The following is a 19630-nucleotide window of genomic DNA, read 5'->3' as shown; positions in this document are numbered from 1 at the left end:
GGGGGAATGAAAGGGGGCGATGGGGGGACGTGTCAGCCGCGACTGAACGGGAGCGACTGGTGCGGCGCCGCTTCCAGGGCGAGGAGCCGCTTCTTCAATTCCACGCCGGTCGGGGCGCTGAACCCGCCCAGTCGACCGCCGGCGCCGACGACGCGATGGCAGGGCACCAGCAGCGGCACGCGATTGGAACGCATCACGCCGCCCACGGCGCGGGCCGCCTTGGGAGAGCCGGCCTGCCGGGCCAGTTCCGCATAGGAGACAGTCTCCCCGCGAGGCACCCGGCGCAGCGATGCGACGACTTTCCGGGCGAACGGCGTCGTCGGCTCTCCGACGGGAAAGGCCGCGAGATCGACCGGTTCGCCTGCGGCATACCGGTTCAGGGCGTCCGTCAGCGCGGGATACCAGTCCCGCGCCACGCCGTCTGCGGCCTCGCCGCCTGCTGACTTGGCGTCTGCGCCAACCGCGGTCGCCGCGGCGAGCGACGTGGGATGCCCGATCGAGAGATTCGTCACCCTCTCCCCCGCCCCGCTGACGGCGAACCAGCCGAGGTCGGTCTCGAAGACATGAAAGGGCATCGATCGTCTCCGCCGTCGGGGGATGGGAATTAGTTCGGGAGGAGCGCCATCGTACGCGGCGACGCGGGCCGGTTCCCCAAGTTCTCCGTCCCGTCGTACACTCCCGGCGTCCCGCTTCGTTCCGTCGGCCCCGTTCTTCGCCCCCGCCCTCTATGGACGCCTACAGCTCCATCGCCGACGACTTCTACGTCAACTGCAACCTGAACACCGAAATGCGGCTCCCCGAGGGCCGCGACACGACGTTGCAGTTCTTCGAGCGAATCCGCAAGAAGTACGACACGATGCGGAACTTCTACACCCGCGACAACGGCGACTTCGTCCTGGAAGAGGACAAGGACCGCGGGCATCAGCGATGGGTGAGCCTGGAGCCGCGCCGGGTGTGCAGCGGCTACATCAACCCGCCGGACATCGAGGAGGCGATGGAGCAGCACACCCTCGTGCTCCAGCAGATTCCCTACATGCTGTCGATCAGCCCGCTGGACTGCGAAGCGCTGGACTACACGCTCGGCTTCGACTTCACCTACCGCGGCAATCACGACGCCTTGGTCGTCGAGGCGTTGGGGGCCGGAGCGGGCGTCGAACCGCTGACGGACATGCCGGGTTGTTCCGTGCTGAACTACGAACCGGGCATCACCGTGGTGCTGGACGACGATTGCCGCTTGCAGGCCCGTCTCGCGGTCGAGACCCGCACGAACGCCTATCAGTTGCGGAAGGACGAGTTCCCCGAGGATCAGATCAGCGTGTACTTCACGGTCCGGCAATACGGGAGCCTGGACGCCGGCGTCGCGTTCGAGGAACGACTCGTGACGCTCCGCGAGCACTGCGACCGGCTGATGGACGAACACGTCACGGAGAGCATCCTGCGGCCGCTCTCCCACGCAATCGCGGCGAAGTAACCCTCTCGTTCGCCATCTCCCTCCGGGCAAGCCCGGTGATGCAGCGCCCCCCTTATGTCCGAAGTCGCCCTGCCCATCGATTCGACCTCACCCGCACGATCGCCATGGCGGATGCGGCTGCGGCGGGCATTGCCGTGGATGGGCGCCGGCTATCTGATCGCGGCGTTCACCGTGACGCACCTGCCGATTCCCCCGGGAACCGCGAAGGGGCTGCCGCACGTCGACAAGCTGGTGCACGCGGCGATCTTCGCCGGCATGAGCCTCCTGATCGCCGCCTGGCGGACGACTCGCTTCGATTCGATCCGGCGAGCCGCCGTAATCGCGTTCCTGTTCTGTCTGCTCTACGGCGCGGCGGACGAGTTCACCCAATCGTTCCTCGCCAGCCGGTCTTCCGACTGGTGGGATCTCTTGGCCGATGCGGTCGGCGCCGCGATCGGAATCGCGGCGTTCTTCCTGCTGATCCGTTGGTGGCGTCGGACTGAGTCGGACGGCGATTGAACGCCCGGGTCAGCGGACTTCGGCCGGTTCCAGCTCGTCGGCGAAGCTCTCAGCGAAGGAGTCTGAAGTATCGACGTCCCCGCCGATCACCTTGGGACGGTTCAGGCTGGTATGGGCCGAAGCGTCTTTCCGGCGATGTTTCTCCGGCCACAGGCGAAAGCCGCCGCCGTCCAGGCCGCCGGCCAGCGACCAGGTGCCCCAGATGCTGTCGTCCTCCGCGAAGCCGCGGTACAGCACGTCCCAGCGGGCGTAGCTCTTCGTCCACTCGGCCGTGCCCCGGGCGACGTCGTAGACGCCGCGGATCGTGAACGGCCCGCAATCGTCGGCGCCGGCGCCGGTCAGCCGACCGCCGCGAAAGTGCATGTCCTGCTCCGTCGGCCGGTCGGTCCGCTGCTGGAAGAACCCGGACCAACCGCCCGAGGGGAAACGGGCGTCCCGTTCGACGAAAGTTGCGGCGGAGGAGGAAGAAGAGCCGGACACGATCGACGTTCGTGCGGGGAGACGAAAAGTGGCGAACTGCGACGGAACTTCGCCGCGACGCCCCAAATCTTCGCGGAGAAGCGCTGCGAGAATAGCCTTCAGGACAGATGCCCGGCTCCCGAATCGGCGAGCGACGAAGCGATCTTCCCCTCTTCCGGCCCTGCGAGCCTACACTGATCGACCATCGGGCAAACGATTCCCTGCCCCGTCCGTATTCTCCCCTCGATCACAACGCCCCGCGCATGGCGAGCCTGTCGCTCCCCCGCACCCTCCAACCCGGGGGTTCCGCCCACAAGGCGATTTCCACGAACGTCATGCGTTCGATTCTCGCCGCGGAAAAGATCGGTTGGCCGCGGGCGCTGACCCCCACCACAAAGCTGAAGGGCATTCGGCAGTACTGGAACCGGGAGATGATGGAGCGGTACATCTCCAGTCGCGGGACGGAGCTGCCGCACGACGAGATCTGCCAGCTCCGCAAGCCGAATCCGATGGTCTCGAAGGCGGACGACGTCGCGCCGGAGAACAAGCTGTCCACGGAGGAACTCTCCGCGTTTTACGACAACGGCTATCTCCAGCCGTTCAAGGCGTTCGAGCCGGAGGAGATCCGCGACTTCGGTCGTCGGCTGTTGGAACGGTGCGACCGCGAGAGCGAGGTCTATCCCGGCGGCGACCCGCACCGCGACCGCCATCTTGAAATGCCGGAGATGATGCGGCTCATCGCCCATCCGGCCATCACCGACCGACTGGCTCAGTTGCTGGGGCCGAACCTCATCACTTGGCGAAGCCAGTTATTTCACAAACCGCCCGGCAACAATCCGGTCGGCTGGCACCAGGCGAGCACCTACATGTTCGAGGAGGAGTTCGGGAAACCGAGCGTCTTTCCCCCGGACATCAACGATCTATTCATGCTGACCGTCTGGATCCCCGCGGATCCCAGCACGAAAGAGAACGGCTGCCTGAAGGTCGATTCCAGCAGCGTCACCGAGAAAACTCGCTGGATGCGGCTGGGAGGAGACGTGGGGTTCCACGCCGTCAACTACGGCCCCTGCTACGACGTGCACGAGGAGGACGTCCATTACGTCGAAATGGAACCCGGCGAGGTGCTGATCTTCACCGAACGGGCGATCCACGGATCCGACGCGAATCGCTCCAATGCGAATCGCATGGCGTTCAACTTCCGCGTCGTACCGACCGACGTTCAGGTGTACCATCCCGGCAAGCGGTTCCACAAATCGTCTCAGATGAATCGGGTCTACGACCTGAAGAACTGGCGTCCGGTGGTGATCCGCGGGACCGATACGGTCCGCAAGAACGAATCCGTGCCGTGGACCGACTACGCCGGTTCCGAACCGATCCCCGGGAAAATCACCCCGGACGGCGCCCCCCCCAACCCGTCGGCGTCTTCCGATGCACCAGCGGCCGCCCACGTCCCCGCCGGTGCCTGAAACCGCGCCCGGCGCCGCGAGCCGCCCCGCAGACCCCGGGGGCGACGGCCTCCCGCGGCGTCTGCCGCTGTCGACGCTCGAGCGATATATGCTCGAAGACGATCGTCCGTCCCACCCCATGACCGGGGTGCACGAGTTGGTCGTGCGCGGCCCGCTGGAGACCGATCTGTTGCAGCGGGCGCTGGATGCGACCCGCCTGCGGCACCCGCTGCTCCGCCGGATCATCGACGACTCCGGCAAGGCCCCCGCCTGGATCCCCGCCCCGCCGCAGGCCACGGTGACGGTCGATCGCGCCGCGGTCGGCGTCCGCCGCACCCACCCCGAGGGGGACTGGCTGGATGTGCGACGGGAGATCGGGTTGAGGATCTGGGTGCGTGACGAGGCGCCGGGTGAAGACGGCGTCGCCGTCAGTCGGCTGTCGGCGGCGATTCACCACTGCGTCGCGGACGCTTTGGGGGGGTTGTCGTTCCTCATCGACCTGTTCGGAGAGATCTCCTCGCTCAACGGCGGTTCGCCGCTGGTGCCGGCTCCGAACCCCAGTCGAATCTTGCATCGCGGCGAGTTCTTCGATCAACCGGGATTGCTGCCCGGCTTGCCGAAGGGGCGACTCAAGCTGTGGGGCCATCTGCTGGACGGGCTCCGGCGGATGAACAAAACGGCGACCGTCCCGCTGGCCCCCGCGGGCGACGGCAAGCGCGTCTCCACCAAGCCGGAGCCCGGCGGGGACGTGGAGTGTCCGACGCCCGTCGATGACGTCTCGCCCCCTCGAATCGCCGCATTCACGGAGGAGGAAACGGCGAACTTCCGCGCCGCCGCGAAGGCCCGGGGGATGACGCTGAACGACCTCGCCCTCCGCGATCTGTTCATCACGATCCGGGACCACAACGCCCAGTCCCTTTCGAGCGCCGTGCCGACGGACGACGGGCCGACGGCGTTGCGGATCAACGTGCCGGTGAACCTCCGCGGTCCGGCCGATCTTCCCGCCTCGCTTCGGAAACCGGGCGACGCCGGCGCCGGACAGAGGCCCGGCGGGCTGTCGATCGCCAACAAGATCGGCATGGCCCTGGTCACCCGCCCGCCGGAACTCGCGGACGACCCGGAGGCGCTCCTCCAATCGGTCCACAAAGAGATGGCCTGGGTGCGGGAAACCGAACGCGGGCGGCGGTTCGTGGAGGCGATCCAGTTGGCGTACCGCTTCACCAGTCAAGCGCCGAAACGGATCTTCGGGGAGACCTGCTATGCGACGGCGGTACTGTCCAACATCGGCGATTTGGAGCGGGTGATCCCCCCGTCGCTGCGGGACGATCAAGGCCGGCTTTGCGCCCCCGCCGCCGATCCAAGTCGCACGCTGACCGTCACGGAGTACGCCACCGGCTCGCCCGGCCGGCCGCTCACCCGGGCGACGGTGCTGGCGGCGAGCTACGGGCGTCGGCTGCACTTCTACCTCCGCACCGACCCGCAGGAGATCTCGCCCGAGGCCGCTGACGCCCTATTGGCCGACCTCGCCGCCCGGGTTCGACGCAGCGCCGGATCGAACGGCTCGATTCCGGCGACTTGAGGCGAAACCACACGGTCGAACGCCTCTCGGAAAACATCCGCGACGAAATCAGGATATTCGCGAGAAGGACTGTTCGGGGACTGGTTGACGAGCATTCGCAGGATCAAATCGATCATGGTTCGGAGTTCCAAACCTTTTCCGTCGATAAAAGTAGAGACTTCCGGGGCCTCAGCTTTAGCTCAGGCGCAGATCCGGTTTTGATTGAGACTATGATGGAGTTCGCACCCAATGACGCCGACCGAGCTGCTCACTTCCCCGCCGCAGGCTCCCGCTCCTTCTCAGGCTCCACGCTCCATCGAATCTGCCGTGACTCATAGCGTTCCCGGCACCGTCTTCCTGGTCGACGACGACCCTGACGCTCGTGCTCAGTTGTCCTATCACCTGATGAAGGCAGGCTTCTCCGTACAGGCGTTCGAGGGCGCGGCTCACTTTCTGGCATCGGTCGGACCGCTGGACGCCGGCTGTCTCGTGCTCGACCTGCAATTGGGCGGGGACACCGGGCTTGATCTGCTGACGCTGTTAGCGGACCGCCACGAGGAGCGCCCGGTCGTGATGATCTCCGGCGAGGCGGAGGTGCCTTCGGTCGTGCAGGCGGTTCAGGGCGGAGTGGTCGACTTTCTGGTGAAACCGGTCGATCCGGCCACGCTGTGCAGTCGCGTCGCGCACTGTCTTGCGTTGGACGAACAGCGCCGCGCGAACGTGGCCGCCGAACGCGATTTGCGACGCCGATACAACAAGCTCACGCCTCGTGAACGAGAGGTGATGCCGCTGCTCGTCGAAGGGAAAACGGTCAAGCGGATCGCGGCGGACCTCGGCATCAGCCCGAAGACGGCGGACGTCCATCGGGGTCGCATCCTTCAGAAGATGGACTGCGACAGCGTCGTGGACCTCGTGCACGCGGTCCGCGATCTGAAGCTCGACTGAGCGCCCGGCCCGTGGAGCGAAGTCCGGCGAAGGCATAAGCTGCGGCTCCCGCGTGCCGTCCCCCGGCGCCGCCCCGCCCCCCGCCGAGCCGTTCCCCCGTGCGATTCGCTTCGTCGTCCGCCGCGGCGCTCCGTCTGCTTGCGACGCTTCTGCTCCCGGCGCTCCTGTGCCCGATGACGGCGCCGGCCGGTCCGATCGACGCCGCGGAGCCGGAGTCCGCGACGCATTACCGAGACTTCGTCCGCCCCCAGCTGGTCGAATACTGCGGCGACTGCCACGACCCGGACGACGAGAAGAACCACGTCGACTTTCTCGCCGCCGCGAGCGAACAGGGCATCAACGAGGATCGCGGGTTGTGGAAGAGCGTTGCGGAGCAGCTCCGCAATCGCACGATGCCCCCGGCGGACTCTCTATTCCAACCGAGCGAAGACGAGCGCCGCGAGCTCGCCGACTGGGTCGACGGATTTCTGCGAAACACCGCCTGCGACCGCGGACCGTACGCCGGGCCGGTCATCGCCCGGCGCCTGAATCGACAGGAATACGACGACACGCTTCGCGATCTGCTGTTCGTGGATCTCAAGCCGGCCCAGGACTTTCCCGCCGACGGCGCCGGCGGAGAAGGCTTCGACAACAACGCGGAGACGCTGTTCTCCTCGCCCATTCTGCTGGAGCGCTACCTCACCGCGACGTCCGCGGTGTTAGATGCAGCCATCGTGACGCCGAGGCTCGAACGAGCGTTCGTCCCCTCCGAGCTACTGCCCGAGACCGCCGCCGCCGGCCCGCGCACCGTCGCTCCCGGGGAGACGCTCACCGCGCCGGTGACGGTGTACGTCGAGGCGGACGTCGCCGTGACGGTGAAGCTGGTCGAAGGCGCCGCCGGCCCGGTCGCGCTGCGGGTGGACGGCGTGAAGGTCGGCACGTTGCCCCCCGACACCGCCGGCGGCGTCCCGCCTCGGGCCAGGGCCGTCGTGCGATTGAGCCGCGGCGTGCACTCCCTCGAGCTGCAAAACCCGGGGGAGACGCCGCTGCAAATAGAGGGCGTGACGGCTTGGGACGAACGCCCGCAGACCCCGTCGGACGCGACCGCCGCCGCCCATGAGGCGCTGCTCGGCGTGGCGCCGGGCGAACGTTTGAAGGATCTCCGCCCGGCGGCCCGGTCGGTTCTCGCCCGACTCGCCCGGCGGGCGTTTCGCCGCCCGGTCGACTCGGCGGAAGTCGACGCTCTGATGACGCTCTACGACCGCGCCGCGGAACGCGGCGATCCCTGGGAGGAAGCGATCAAGCTCGCCGCCCGCGGCGTGCTGCTCTCTCCCCGGTTCCTGTTCCGCACCGAACCCCCTGCCCCGGACCAGTCCGCGGAGGGCGAGCCGACTTGGGTGGACGATCACGCGCTCGCTTCGCGGCTCAGCTACTTCCTGTGGGGTTCGATGCCGGACGAGAGGTTGTTCGAACTCGCGGAGGCGGGCCGTCTGTCCGACCCCGCCGTGCTGGACGAACAGGTCGATCGGATGCTGGAAGATCCGAAGGCGAGCAGCTTCGCGGAGCACTTCGCCGGCCAGTGGCTCGGCACCCGCGACGTGGGCGGTCGGATTGCCCCGGATGCGAACCGATTCCGGCCGATCTTCAGCAGCGAACTGCTGGAGGATCTGAACGCCCAGCCGCGGGAGTGGTTCCTGTACCTCCTCCGCGAGGATCGCCCGCTGCGGGAGATCATCGCGGCGGACTACGTCGTTCTGAACGATCGGCTTTCCTGGCACTACGGCTTGGCCGAACCGCCGGAGAAGCTCCGGCCCGACGTGGGCGGGAGTCGCGATCGCGGTCAGAAGTGGATGCACGAGAAGGAAGTCGATCCGACCTTCCGCCGCTTCGAGCTCGAAGAGGCCGACCGCGACCGCCGCGGCGGCGTGCTGGGGTTGGGCGGCGTGCTGCTGGCCAGCAGCTATTCTCATCGCACCAGCCCGGTCCTGCGGGGCGCCTGGGTGCTGGAGACGTTGGTCGGCGTGAAGGTGCCCTCCCCGCCGGCGAACGTGCCGGAACTGAAGGTCGGCCAGAACGAGAAGACGACCGTCCGCCGGAAGCTGGCCCGGCATCGCGAGGACCCGGCCTGTTCCGCCTGCCACAACCTGATGGACCCGCTCGGCTTCGCGCTCGACAACTACGACATCATGGGGCGTTGGCGCACCGAGGAGGGCGGCGTGAAGATCGACGCCTCCGCGAACCTGCCGTCCGGCGAGACGTTCGAGGGACCGGGCGGACTCCGCGAGGTGTTGTTGCAGCAGGAGGATCGGGTGCTGCGTCACCTCACGGCGAAAATGCTCGGGTACGCCTTGGGCCGCAGTCTGGAAGACGGCGACGACTGCACGATCGACCGGATCGTCGACGAGGTGCAAGCGGAGGGCGGCACGGCTCGGTCGCTGGTGAAGGCGGTCGCCCGCAGCGTGCCGTTCCGCATGGTCTCCCGTGACGCGGCGCCGGCGCCGACCGCCTCGCTCGAAGCCGACGCGCACGAAAGCGCCCCGGCCGGAACGACCGGGGCGAATCCGTGAGTCAGGCGCCGGGCGCGGTTCACATGTTCGGCACGGGCATCGCGTAGGGGGTGACTTCCAGCAGCCAGTAGCGTTCGGCTTTGCGGATGTCCCTTTCGCCCTTGGGAACGGCGACCGTGACGGGCGTCGGGACGCCGGTGTCCGCCGGCTTGGCGGCCCACTTGCGGGCCGTGCGGACCGCCTCCGGATCTTTCGGAGAACTGAAGCTGCCGATCGTTACCACGCTGCGGTGGCGATCATGCCAAACGTAGGCCTCCTGGTTCTCGCGGTTCCGCAGGATCTGGCAGAGTTCCCACGCCTCCCGGCCGGCCTCGCTGAGGTCGCCGGAGACGTCGACCCGCTCGCCGACGTCGGCGCTCTTCGTGCCGCTGACCTGCGTGAGCGTCCGCCCGCGGAACTCCTTCACGACCACGCTGTAGTTCCCCTTGCACTTGTGCAGGCCGTATTCCTCCCCGCTGTTGAGCCGGACGAGCAGCGGGTCGTTGATCTTGCGCAGCCGCTGGAGTTGGGCGGAGTCCAGCAGCGGATTGACCGTGACGAAGGCCCGCGACAGCGCCGAACGGGGCCGGCCGTTCGTCGCCTGAAAGAACCCGCCGCCCTTGGTCCGCACGAAGCCCCCGGTGGCGGCTTCCGGCTCCAGCGTCGGGCACTTGACCTTCGTTTTGATGTGCTTGAGCAGCTTCTGGGCGATCTTGTCGTCAGCCGTTTTGAAGTTGCCGGCCAACACGCAGACGCCGCCCCGCATGGTGGCCATCAGGCGCTCTTTCTCCTGACCGTCGGGGCTGAGGGTGACGAGGGACTGCGTCTCCGTGTTCATCGCGTACACGTAGGCGGGAATGCCCTGGTCCCGGAGTTCCCAACAGACCCGATCGGCGGCCTCCGCGGGGGTCAGCCCGGTGTCGTTCCCGCCCCGCAGCGGATGAATCGCGGCGACCATCACCATGTACGGCCCGTGATGGCTGCCGAGCGTGTACCGCTTGGTGCGGTCGGACTCGACGGCGCCGATCGCCGGCGCGGCCGCGGTCAGCAGGATCGCCGCCGACAGCGCCGCGCAAGCGGTGCGTGGCAGGGAGAACGGGAGAGAGCGGCGGGCGATCACGGGCCGAGTCCGGAGTGCGGGTCGAGAGGACGTACGACAGTGCAGCGTTGGTAGGTCGAGCCGCGGCCCCCGGTCCACCCCGGTTCGCGCGCGACGGTGCGGGCCTCAGCGGGGGCGATCGCACCCGCCGAACCACCCGGCCGACATCTCCTCCGCCGGCGTGGGCGTGGGCTTGGGCGTGTGCGACGGCATAGACGACGGACGCGAGGCGCTCACCTCGAACGCCTCCGCCATGGCAGTCGTCGGGGAGCGGTGCGCTGTCAGGGCCGGCGCCGTTCCCAGCAACGCGAGGATCTGCGTCGCCTGCTCGATCCGGGCGAGTTCCGCCGCCACGTCGACGTTCGCCTGTTCCACGAACCCGGGCTTCGCGGGGGCGTTCGCGACCGGATGCACCGGCCCCAGTGGGCGATAGAGCGAACCCACCAGCGGCTCCACCGCCGCTGCGTCCGCCGGGGCGACGACGGCGACGCGGCCGACGATCACCTCGTCCGCCTCTCCCGCATGCACGCCGAGGACGTGCCCGGCGGCGTCGATGTGGAGCGAAGTCAGATCGTCCTCGATCGCGATCGGTCCGCCGCTCGTGCCTCGCACCCGCCAAGAGGAGTCGGCGGCGAGGACGAGAGAGCCGTCTTGAACGCGGAACGAACCGTCCCGGGTGAGCGTCGCCGAGGCGCTCCCCCCGTCACCGATCAGCGCAAACCACCCCGGCCCGGTGAGGGCCAGATCCAGCGGCCGGCCGGTTTCCGTCAGCGAACCGGGCGTGAGGTTCACCCGCACGTCGCCGGTCGGTCCATTCGATTCGACCCGCCGATAGCCGGGGGTGAAGGCGCCGGCGAGATTTGTCCGCGCCGCGGCGATCGTCGCGTGGAGAGTGGCCAGTTCCGCGGACTGCTCGGCAGACGGCCGCGGCGATGCGGGCGCCGGTTCCGGCATGACCGGCAGCGGGGCGCCATGCGAAGGGGCGAAGGGCACGACGGAGCCGAACCGTTCCCGCATCGCGGTGAGATCGTCCAACGCGGCCGGCGGCAGATCGGCGAGGGTGTCCGTCCAGATGTCCGACGGCTCGGCCGGCGGCGGCGGCGCGGTCGGCGCCTCGAAAGGCTCCGGCGTCGGCAGCGGCTCCGCCATCGCTTCGGCAAAGTCCGGCGAGGCGTCTGGGCGCGGCGGCTCGTAGTCCGCCGGCGGCGCCGGCCACTGGCGAATCGGTCCGGCGCCCGGCAGCGACGCGACCCGCAACGGCATCGTCTCGGGTTCCTGATCCGCGGTCGGCGCTTCGTCCTGGCTCTCCGCCAGACTCTCGACGGGCGCCGGCGGTTCGACGGCGGCCGTGGCGACGGATTCCGGTCCGGCGAACAGGGCGGCGAACAGCGTCGAGGCGGCGAACAGACTCCACCCGCCGACCGTCAGCCAATTCCCCCGATCGACCAGTCGGCCGAGCTGCACGAGGCGGGAGACGGAGGACGTCGCCGACGACGAATCAGCGGCGGGCGGGTCGGACGGGGCGGCGCTCATGCGGAGCGCGTCGCACACAACCGGCGGAGCGGTCAAGACGTGTTCGCGCGCGGAGAGGCACGGAGGGACTCCGACGAATGCGCCCCGTAGCGAGCGCCGCTGCGGCCGCGCTACCGGCCGTCGTTCGCGGTCGCCGCGGCGCTGCGGAGCCGGTCAATCCGCCGGTACCGCAGACCCAGCCAGAGCAGCACGCCGGTCCACATCGCTCCGAAGGCCGGCACGGCCCAGACGCCGAGGGCGGCCAACGGCAGGGCCGCGGAGAAGAAGACGGTCGCGATCAGATAACACACGCCCCAGGCATGTCCGCCGAGCGTGTAGAACGCGGCCCCGGCCATCATCGCCGCCACGCCGTAGGTCACCCCGGTATCCCACCCCTGCCGCCAGGCCATGACGGTCAACAGTCCTCGGGCGATCAGGTACCCCGCCCAGATCGCCCAGATGGGTCGTTCGACGCTGTCGGTCGGCAATACGCCGTGCCCCTTACGGCGGGCGCAATACAGCACGGCGACCAGCCCCAGCAGCATCGCGGCGCCGGGGAGCAGATGAGCGAGCAGAAACCCGAACCCCGCCCGTTCCAGGAAGAAGATCGCGATGTGCGCCGCCGCGACGACGCCCGCGAACGCCAGGAGTGAGCGGCCCCAATAGCGGAAGTGGTCTTCATGCCGGCTGGCCGTCAGCGCCCCGGCGACGCGATACGCCAGCCCGCCGGCTCCGCCGCCCGCGGCCTGCACCGGCTCCCCGGCGAGGAACCGACGCATCTCCGCGGCGACCTCCGCGGCCCCGCCGTACCGCGATTTCGGATCCTTCCGCAGACACTTCATCGCGACCGCTTCCAACGCGCGATGCGCCCGTGCGTTGAGCGAACGGGGGGGCAGCGGATCGGCGTCGATCACGCGCTTCAACACGCCGATCGGCCCGTCGCCCTCGTCCGTGAACGGCGCCCGACCGGTGAGGAGATGATACAGAATCGCCCCCAATCCGTAGACATCCGCGGCGACGCCCACCGCCCCGCCGGCGGAGTCGTGCCCGACGGCTTGCTCCGGGGCCATGTACCCGGGCGTGCCGACGATCTGCCCGGTGCGGGTCTGACCGACGCTGACGGTCGGCGCGGCGCCGTGCTCGTCGGTTCCCGGCGGACCGAAGCGCTTGGCAAGGCCGAAGTCCGCCACCTTCGCCACGGGGATGCCGGCGGTCGTCTCATCGCAATCGCCGGTCCCGCCGTAGGGAGCGGAGCCGCTGCCGCGATACCCGGACGGCTGGCGATCCGCGGCGAGGTCCAGCAGGACGTTCGCCGGTTTGAGGTCGCGGTGCAGCACGCCGCGGGCGTGGGCGTGACTGACGGCGTCCGCCACGTCCGCCAGAAACGCCGCCGCCTCCCGCGGCGGAAGGGGCGAACCCGCGGCGTAATCGCAGAGGTTCGGCCCCGCGACGAGTTCCATGGAGAGAAACACCCGCGGTCGCGTGCCGTCGGGCGCTCCTTCGCTCGGCGGAACGACGCCGGCCTCGTAAACCCGCACGATGTGCGGATGACACAACGCCGCGCTCGCCGCGGCCTCGATACGGAACCGGGCGAGATCGTCCGCGGTCGCCTCGTCCGGGTCGGCTCGCAGCACCTTGACCGCGCAGGGCCGCGGCGGACTGAGTTGCCGGGCCTCCCACACCACGCCCATTCCCCCGCGGGCGAGTTCGGCGATCAGCTCGTAGTTCCCGAACCGTTTCGGAGGGAGCGCATCGGCCTCCTCCGGAGCGGCGCCGGCTTCGTGCAGTCGATCGTGGCCGTCGAAGAAGGCCCGCAATTCGTCCGCGAGGTCCGGGTGGCGCTCGTACGCCGCGTCTCGTGCCGAGGGGGTCGAGTCCTCAAGCAACTCCGCGAGAACGGCGTCGAGCCGATCCTCGCGGTCGTCGTCCGACTCCGAGCGATTTCCCCCGGCAACGAGCGTCCGCCCCACGTCGAGGATGGTCTGATCGGCGCCGGGCCGGGGGGAGATGGGACTCACGACGACGAAACGTCGCGGAGCGGCGAGCAGTTCATCCGCCTTCGCCTCCCCAGCCCAGCCAGCGATCGCCGGCGTGGTGGATCGTGCCGAACAGCCGCACCGGCACGGGCGCCGCGTCGGCGGCGGTCAGGTCGGCGTGCAGCGAATACTGCATCACCGGTTCGAGCCGGGGGATCGACAGGTACGCCCCGCGGCGGTCCGGCGAGAGCGACACCGCCGCCACCGGCCAGACGTCGTGGCCCTCCTGCTCCGGATCGGACGGGCGCAGCTCCGGCGAGCCGTAGTCCGCGGTGCGTTTGTACGTCCACGCTTCGATGTCCCAGTTCGCCGGGTCGGCGGCTTCTTCGGCCAGTTCCGTGGCGAAGCGCAATTCGAGTCCGTCGCGGTGGACCTTGAGGGAGGTCGGCAGCCGCACGGGCGCGTCGGTGCGTCGGAGGCGCTGGAGGCAGCCGTCCTTCACCGCCGCGGTCTGCCAGCCGTCCAGGCCGCAGACCCACAGGTCCGCCGTGCCCGGGAAGAAGCGTCCGCGACACACGCCGGCCTGGAACGTCACGCCGGGCAGCGGCATCACCGCACCCTGCGCCCGCGGGGCGCCGGGGACATGCAGGTCTTCGGTCAGCACGAGGTTCGCCGTGCAGCGGCCATACGAGAGGTGCAGCATCGAACCAGCCAGCGAACCCCACGCCTCGTCGCAGTGATCGTCGCAGGGCACCCAGCACTGACCGCCGGCGCTGGTGCAGACGGCCCGCGGCATCCAGAGGGCGGGCTGATCGAAGGCGATCGTCGCCTCCCGGTGGGCCGTCGGCACGAACCCGGCGTAATACTTCGCCGCCGCCGCGTCGGAGACGGCGACCGACGGATCGATCAGGTGCAGCGGCGTCGCCGGCACCCAGTTGCCCTCGTTGTCCGCGGCCGTCACCAGTCCCGCGAACGACGAACCTTCCGGACTCAAACCGATGCCGTTGGGGTGCCGGAAGCCGGTCGCGACGACTTTCATCTCCGCCCCGTCCGCCGTCACCTGCACCAGGCAGCCGCCCTGCTTCGTGCTCGCGGAGCCGCTTTTGAGGAAATAGAAGTTGCCCTCCGCGTCCGTCTCCAACCCCATCGCATAGGCGTGCGGTTGGCCGATGATGTCGAGGTCGGCGTTGAAGCTCTCGTAGCGATCGGCCTCGCCGTCGCCGTTCACGTCGATCAGCTTCGTGATCCGGTCGCGGCCGAGCGCGAAGATTTCCGGTTCGCTCTCCGCCGTCAGACGTACCGTCATCCCGAGCGGTTGGTAGAAGCCCGTGGCGAATCGGCGCCACTCGATCTGCGACAGGTCGCCGTCCAATCCCCGCACCTGCCAGACGTCGCCATGGGCCGCGGCGACGTACGCCGTCCCGTCCGGCGTGAAGCCCAGACCGGAGAGGAACAGCAATGCGTTCGGCGGGTTGTCGAACGGCAGATCGACCGTATCCACGGCGAAGGCCTCGGCGGATTCCGCCAGCGGCTTGCCCAGCCGGCCGGCGGTGACCAGCGGCGTCCATCGCGGCGCCGGGTCGGCGTACGGCGCCCCCAACTGCCACCGAACCCGCAGCCCCGGCCCGCCGGCGGGCGGCGACAGTTTCTCCCCGCCGAGACCGCTTTCGTAGCGCGTCCCGTTCTCATCCGCCAGGAATCGCACCACCTCGCCGGCGATCGTGAAGTGCAGCGTCACGTCGGGGCCGTCGACCGTCAGGGCATCGTATTTGACCTCTGCCGGCGTCACCTCGCCTGATTCGTCGCGGACCGTCCAGCGCGCGGTCTTCGGCAGGCTCCAGACGCATTCCCCGCCGACCTTGGGCAGATCGATCAGTCCGTAGCGGCGGTCGGTGTGTTCGAGGAACCGGCCGCCCCAGCCGCAACGGGCGACGCCGGTGAGCGTGTCCACGGCGACGTGCTCCTCCGGCGACGCCCCCGGCACGGTGATCGCCACCCCCTTCAAGATCTTCTCCCCGTCGGGCAGGCTGAGGCTGCTGAAGAAGAACGGCCCGGGGTCCATGTCGCGGATGCGATCGTCGATCCAGTCCGGCTCCTTCTCGACTTCATAGGGCAGCTTGGCGTCGGTTCGGCTGACGGGGGTCCAGAGTTCGTCGAACGTCCGCACGCCGCCCCGCGGAATCTCCAGCCCCGCGGACCAGGCGATCGCGTTCATCAGGAACCGCCGGTGGTTCGCCTCCGTCCCCTCTCCCTTGAGGTTCTTCTCGAAGTGACCGCCGGTGAAGCCGACGGCCCGATGTATCGACCCGCCGGACGTCACTGCCCGCTCGAGCGCCCACGCGACGGTCTGCGATGAGGTCGTGCCGTCGTCCTCCGGCAGCGGGGCGGTCAGCAGGGGCGTCCAGCCGGCCTTCGCCTTCGGAAACGAGAGGTGGTGGTAGAACTCGTCGTGTAAGTGATGCGGTTCGACGCCGTCCGTGACCGGGTGATCGGCCGTCGGCGTGACGGTCGGTTGGGCGAAGTTGATGCGGCTCTCCCACCCCTTGGGGTGCTCGCCGCCCTCGTAGTCGAACCGTCCGCCCACGACCGCCATCGCGGAGTCGTGCAGGCGGTCCGGCAGGAACGTCGACCAGTGCAGCAGCACCACGCCGCACCCCCGCGCCGCGGCGGCTTCGAGCTGCGACCAGCGATCGCCAACCAACAGCGGATGGTTCTTCTCGTCGCGATCGCCGCCGCCGGAATAGAGGAACACGCAGTCGGCCCGGTCCAGCGCCGCGGCGTCCTTCGGCCAGCCGACCGCGGTTTCGACCCGCAGGCGCTCGCCGACGTTCGAGTCCTTCAAATACTCCGCGAGCGCGGCGACGGTCGCGGCGTACTCGTGCGTGCCGGCGGCGTGAGAATCGTCCTCCCCGGCGATCAGCAGCACGGTCCGAACCCGGTCCTCCCCGGCGTCGGCTTCGGCGCCGCCGGAGTCATCCGGCGGCGGGGCGAGGGCGGCGCCCAACAGGGCGGCGGAGAGGAAAAGAGACAGCGGAGCGGAAGCGAGCACGTGGGGACGTCCGGGCGGGGCGAACGCCCGTTATCCTACCCGGGTCCGAGGCTCGCCGCCCCCGCCTACTTCCCTCCGCCGACGCCGCCATGAGCGACACCGCCGCCGATCCCGCGACCGCGGGTCCCGCCAGCTCGGATCACCGATTCCAAGTCGATCTGCGGGGGGTCATCGAACTGCTCAGCGAGCACCTCTATTCCGGCCCCCGGGTCGTCGTCCGGGAGTTGCTGCAGAACGGCGTGGACGCCCTCACCGCTCGCACGGCGAAGGACGAAGACTTCAAACTGTCCGACGGTCGGGTGACGCTCGAACTGCTGCCGGCCCGCACCACCGAGGACGGGACGAATCACCCGCCGACGCTCTCCGTCAGAGACAACGGCGTCGGCCTGACCGAGCCGGAGGTGCACGAGTTCCTCGCCAAGATCGGCCGCAGCGCCAAGCGGGGCGACATTCAGGAGGACACGTTCATCGGCCGCTTCGGCATCGGTTTGCTGGCCGGGTTCCTCGTCGCGGAGGAGATCGTCGCCATCACTCGCAGCGTGGAGCCGGACGCCCGCCCGGTCGAGTGGCGCGGCCGGGCGGACGGGACGTACACCGTTCGCACGCTGAACGCGGACCTCGCTCCCGGCACGCAGGTCTTCCTGCGGGCCCGTGAGGATCGCCTCGAACACTTCGAGCCGGAGACGGTCAGGGAACGGGCCGCGAGCTACGGTTCGCTGCTGCCCTTCCCCGTGACCTTCAAGCACGGCCGATCCGGTCCCGACGGGGGGGAGGAGCCGCTCAACGAGGTTCCGCCCTGGGAGCAATTCCCGACCGACTCGCCCGCCGACCGCGAAGGATTGTTGGAGTGGGCGGAGGCCGCGCTAGGCAAGAAGTTCCTCGATGCCTTCCCCGTGACCTCCGACGCCGGCAAGGTCCGCGGCGTGGCGCTGGTCCGGCCGGAATCGACCGTCCGCAGCCGCACCGGCGATCATCGCGTCTATCTCAAGCGAATGTTGCTGAGCGAGAAGGCGGACGGTCTGCTGCCGGACTGGGCGTTCTTCGTCACCTGCGTGCTGAACGCGGACGGCCTGCATCCGACCGCCAGCCGGGAGGAACTGCGGGACGACGCGGAGTTGGCCGAGGCCCGCGACGAACTCGGGATGAGCCTGCGTCGCACGCTGCTGCGGTGGGCGGCGAAGGACCGCGATCGGTTGCATCGACTGATCGACGTCCACTACCGGGCCGTGAAGCGGCTCGCCGTGGAGGACGAGGAGTTCCGCAAACTCGCCGCGGACTGGCTGCCCTTCGAGACGACCGCCGGCCGGCTGCGGTTGGAGGAGATCCGCAAGCGGTCCGACGATCGGCTGCGATTCGCCTCGACGATGGACCAGTTCCGACAGCTCGCCCCGGTGGCCAGCGCTCAGGGGATGGTCGTCGTCAACGCCTGCTACACGGACGAGCAGGAATTGCTCGAAACGCTGCCGGACGTGCTGCCGGTGACGACGGAGAAGGTCACCGCGGCGGACCTCTCGGAGGACTTCACCGAACTGGAAGATGACGCCTGGGACGCCGCCTCGACGCTGCTGAACGTCGCGTCCGACGCCCTCACCCCGCTGGACTGCACGCCGGACGTGCGTCGGTTCGAGCCGAAGACGTTGCCGGCGCTGTACGCCATCGGGGAAGAAGCGAGCTTCCTGCGAGACATGGAACGGTCGAAGGAACAGGCCAACGAGCTCTGGGGCGGCCTGCTAAACGAGATGCAGAAGGCTCGCCCGCAGGTCGAGGGGCCGCGCCTCTGTTTGAACTGGTCGCACCCGCTGATCCGGAATCTGGCGGCGACCGCCGCGACGCCGGACGACCGCGGCGGTGCCGTGGCCCGCGGTACGGTCCGCACCGCCGTGGAGTTGCTGTACGTTCAGAGTTTGATGCTCGGCCATTATCCGCTGGGCGAGGCGGAGTTCGAACTGTTCGGCGACAGTCTGCTCGGCCTGATCGCCGCCGCCGTCGATGGCCGCGGCGTGGGCCGAGCCGACGGGGCCGGCAAAGAGAGCGACGATGGGTGATGCCGTCGCCCGAGAGCGGTTGCGGCGACTCTTCCCGGAGTTGGAAGCTCGGCCGCACGACCTTGGCCGAATGCTCGGCTGGGCCGAGGCGGTCCGACTGGCGGACGCCGGGGACGCTCGCGACGACCAGGTGCGAGCTCGGATCGGATTATTGGACGCGGCGACCGGGGCGGGACTCAACCGGGCCGACCGCGTGCTGCCGGCGTTCGCATGGCTGCTGGCCGAATACGACCGCGACCCGGCCCGCGCCGGCGGAGTCTCCGCGGCGACGCTCGTCAGGTTTTACCCGCTCGCGCTGTGGGGCGCGATGATGGACCCCGCCGTTTTCCGGGGCCGACTGATTGATCTCACGAATGATTTCGCCGCCCGCGTCAAGCTGTGGGGTCGAGGCGATGACGATCTCACCGGCATCCGCCTGCTCTTGGTCCACCATCTCGGAAGAGAGAGCCGTCTGCCGACGGCGGATCGACTGGTCCACCGGCTCGCTACCGCGGCAGATCGCCGGATTCCCCAACTGGCTGGCCCCTGGGCGTTCCGACTGGCCAAGGCCGTTCCCGTACCGAAGCTGTGGGAGATTCCTGACCGACCGCTCAGAGCGAGCGCCTACGAGATGCCGCACGACGTGGCGGCCCGGTTGCGGCGGGCCGTGCGGGAGGCTTGTTCGCGTGGCGTGGGGAGGAAGCGAGACGTGGCGAATACCCTCCCTCCGCTGCTCCGAAGGGCGTTCCGGTTGGGGCCGCACGCGCCGGTCGGCATCCGCTTGGAACTGTGGCCCGCGGCTGCGGCGGCCTGCGAGGTGCTGGAAGCGGCCGACCCACGAGCCGTCCGACTTCGCTTGCCACCCGGCCTGGGCGCTCAGGGGGACCAGCCGGCCGATTTTTCCGTAGCCGCCGCGGCACTGTCGGCTGAGGCCGACCGCCTTGCCGCGGCGTTCGACCGGCGCAACGGAAACGGCCTCGCATCGGCCCGGCTGCGGCGGGACCGGGCGTTCGTTCTTGGCCGCGATTACCATTGGTGAGTCCCCGCCCGTCCGTCCCCGCGCCGACAC

General features: G+C 69.2%; 14 protein-coding genes. 8 read left to right on the top strand and 6 right to left on the bottom strand.

Annotated features, from left to right (window positions below):
- Positions 1–32: 32 nt before the first annotated feature.
- Positions 33–575: a methylated-DNA--[protein]-cysteine S-methyltransferase gene (locus LzC2_RS06920; protein ID WP_171185176.1), complete on the bottom strand. Its 543-nt coding sequence runs from the start codon at positions 573–575 to the stop codon at positions 33–35.
- A gap of 152 nt (positions 576–727) precedes the next feature.
- Between LzC2_RS06920 and LzC2_RS06915 the strand changes: the two genes are divergently transcribed.
- Entirely contained in the window at positions 728–1471 is a 744-nt protein-coding gene (locus LzC2_RS06915) for a hypothetical protein (RefSeq protein WP_171185174.1), read from the top strand.
- A gap of 54 nt (positions 1472–1525) precedes the next feature.
- Positions 1526–1969, top strand: coding sequence for a VanZ family protein (locus LzC2_RS06910; protein ID WP_171185172.1), 444 nt, complete (start codon positions 1526–1528; stop codon positions 1967–1969).
- Positions 1970–1978: 9 nt separating this feature from the next.
- Here the strand turns inward: LzC2_RS06910 and LzC2_RS06905 are convergent, their stop codons facing one another.
- The gene (locus tag LzC2_RS06905; RefSeq protein WP_171185171.1) at positions 1979–2449 is read right to left on the bottom strand and encodes a hypothetical protein; all 471 of its coding nucleotides are present in this window, start codon (positions 2447–2449) and stop codon (positions 1979–1981) included.
- Positions 2450–2763: 314 nt separating this feature from the next.
- Between LzC2_RS06905 and LzC2_RS06900 the strand changes: the two genes are divergently transcribed.
- The 4 genes from LzC2_RS06900 (at position 2764) to LzC2_RS06885 (ending at position 8922) form a co-directional block, all read left to right on the top strand.
- Positions 2764–3894 carry a phytanoyl-CoA dioxygenase family protein gene (locus LzC2_RS06900; protein WP_206678591.1) on the top strand — a complete coding sequence of 377 codons (1131 nt, stop codon included), beginning with the start codon at positions 2764–2766 and terminating at the stop codon, positions 3892–3894.
- Complete coding sequence (locus LzC2_RS06895; protein WP_171185167.1) at positions 3887–5452, top strand: hypothetical protein; 1566 nt, start codon at positions 3887–3889, stop codon at positions 5450–5452. Before LzC2_RS06900 ends, LzC2_RS06895 begins: the two co-directional genes overlap by 8 nt.
- A gap of 306 nt (positions 5453–5758) precedes the next feature.
- Complete coding sequence (locus tag LzC2_RS06890; RefSeq protein ID WP_171185165.1) at positions 5759–6376, top strand: response regulator transcription factor; 618 nt, start codon at positions 5759–5761, stop codon at positions 6374–6376.
- Between the two features lie 98 nt (positions 6377–6474).
- A complete protein-coding gene (locus LzC2_RS06885) occupies positions 6475–8922 on the top strand; it encodes a DUF1592 domain-containing protein (protein ID WP_171185163.1) in 2448 nt (815 codons plus the stop codon).
- 19 nt (positions 8923–8941) lie between these two features.
- Here the strand turns inward: LzC2_RS06885 and LzC2_RS06880 are convergent, their stop codons facing one another.
- The 4 genes from LzC2_RS06880 to LzC2_RS06865 all read right to left on the bottom strand — a co-directional run bounded on the left by LzC2_RS06880 (position 8942) and on the right by LzC2_RS06865 (position 16537).
- Positions 8942–10021, bottom strand: coding sequence for a hypothetical protein (locus LzC2_RS06880; protein WP_171185161.1), 1080 nt, complete (start codon positions 10019–10021; stop codon positions 8942–8944).
- A gap of 105 nt (positions 10022–10126) precedes the next feature.
- Positions 10127–11533 carry a hypothetical protein gene (locus LzC2_RS06875; protein ID WP_171185159.1) on the bottom strand — a complete coding sequence of 469 codons (1407 nt, stop codon included), beginning with the start codon at positions 11531–11533 and terminating at the stop codon, positions 10127–10129.
- A 110-nt stretch (positions 11534–11643) separates the two neighbouring features.
- Positions 11644–13530: a serine/threonine-protein kinase gene (locus tag LzC2_RS06870; protein ID WP_171185156.1), complete on the bottom strand. Its 1887-nt coding sequence runs from the start codon at positions 13528–13530 to the stop codon at positions 11644–11646.
- A gap of 31 nt (positions 13531–13561) precedes the next feature.
- On the bottom strand, positions 13562–16537 hold the full coding sequence (locus LzC2_RS06865) for a DUF6797 domain-containing protein (protein WP_171185154.1): 2976 nt from the start codon (positions 16535–16537) through the stop codon (positions 13562–13564).
- 89 nt (positions 16538–16626) lie between these two features.
- Here LzC2_RS06865 and LzC2_RS06860 point away from each other — a divergent pair, with 89 nt between their 5' ends.
- Together LzC2_RS06860 and LzC2_RS06855 are read left to right on the top strand one after the other, a co-directional pair.
- On the top strand, positions 16627–18582 hold the full coding sequence (locus LzC2_RS06860; protein ID WP_171185152.1) for an HSP90 family protein: 1956 nt from the start codon (positions 16627–16629) through the stop codon (positions 18580–18582).
- Positions 18575–19600, top strand: coding sequence for a hypothetical protein (locus LzC2_RS06855; RefSeq protein WP_171185149.1), 1026 nt, complete (start codon positions 18575–18577; stop codon positions 19598–19600). Before LzC2_RS06860 ends, LzC2_RS06855 begins: the two co-directional genes overlap by 8 nt.
- Positions 19601–19630 lie beyond the last annotated feature (30 nt).

Source organism: Alienimonas chondri (assembly GCF_013036045.1).
GTDB classification, from domain to species: Bacteria; Planctomycetota; Planctomycetia; order Planctomycetales; family Planctomycetaceae; genus Alienimonas; species Alienimonas chondri.
The sequence above is the reverse complement of the archived record's forward strand: the minus strand, read 5'-3'. Positions and strand labels throughout refer to the sequence as shown.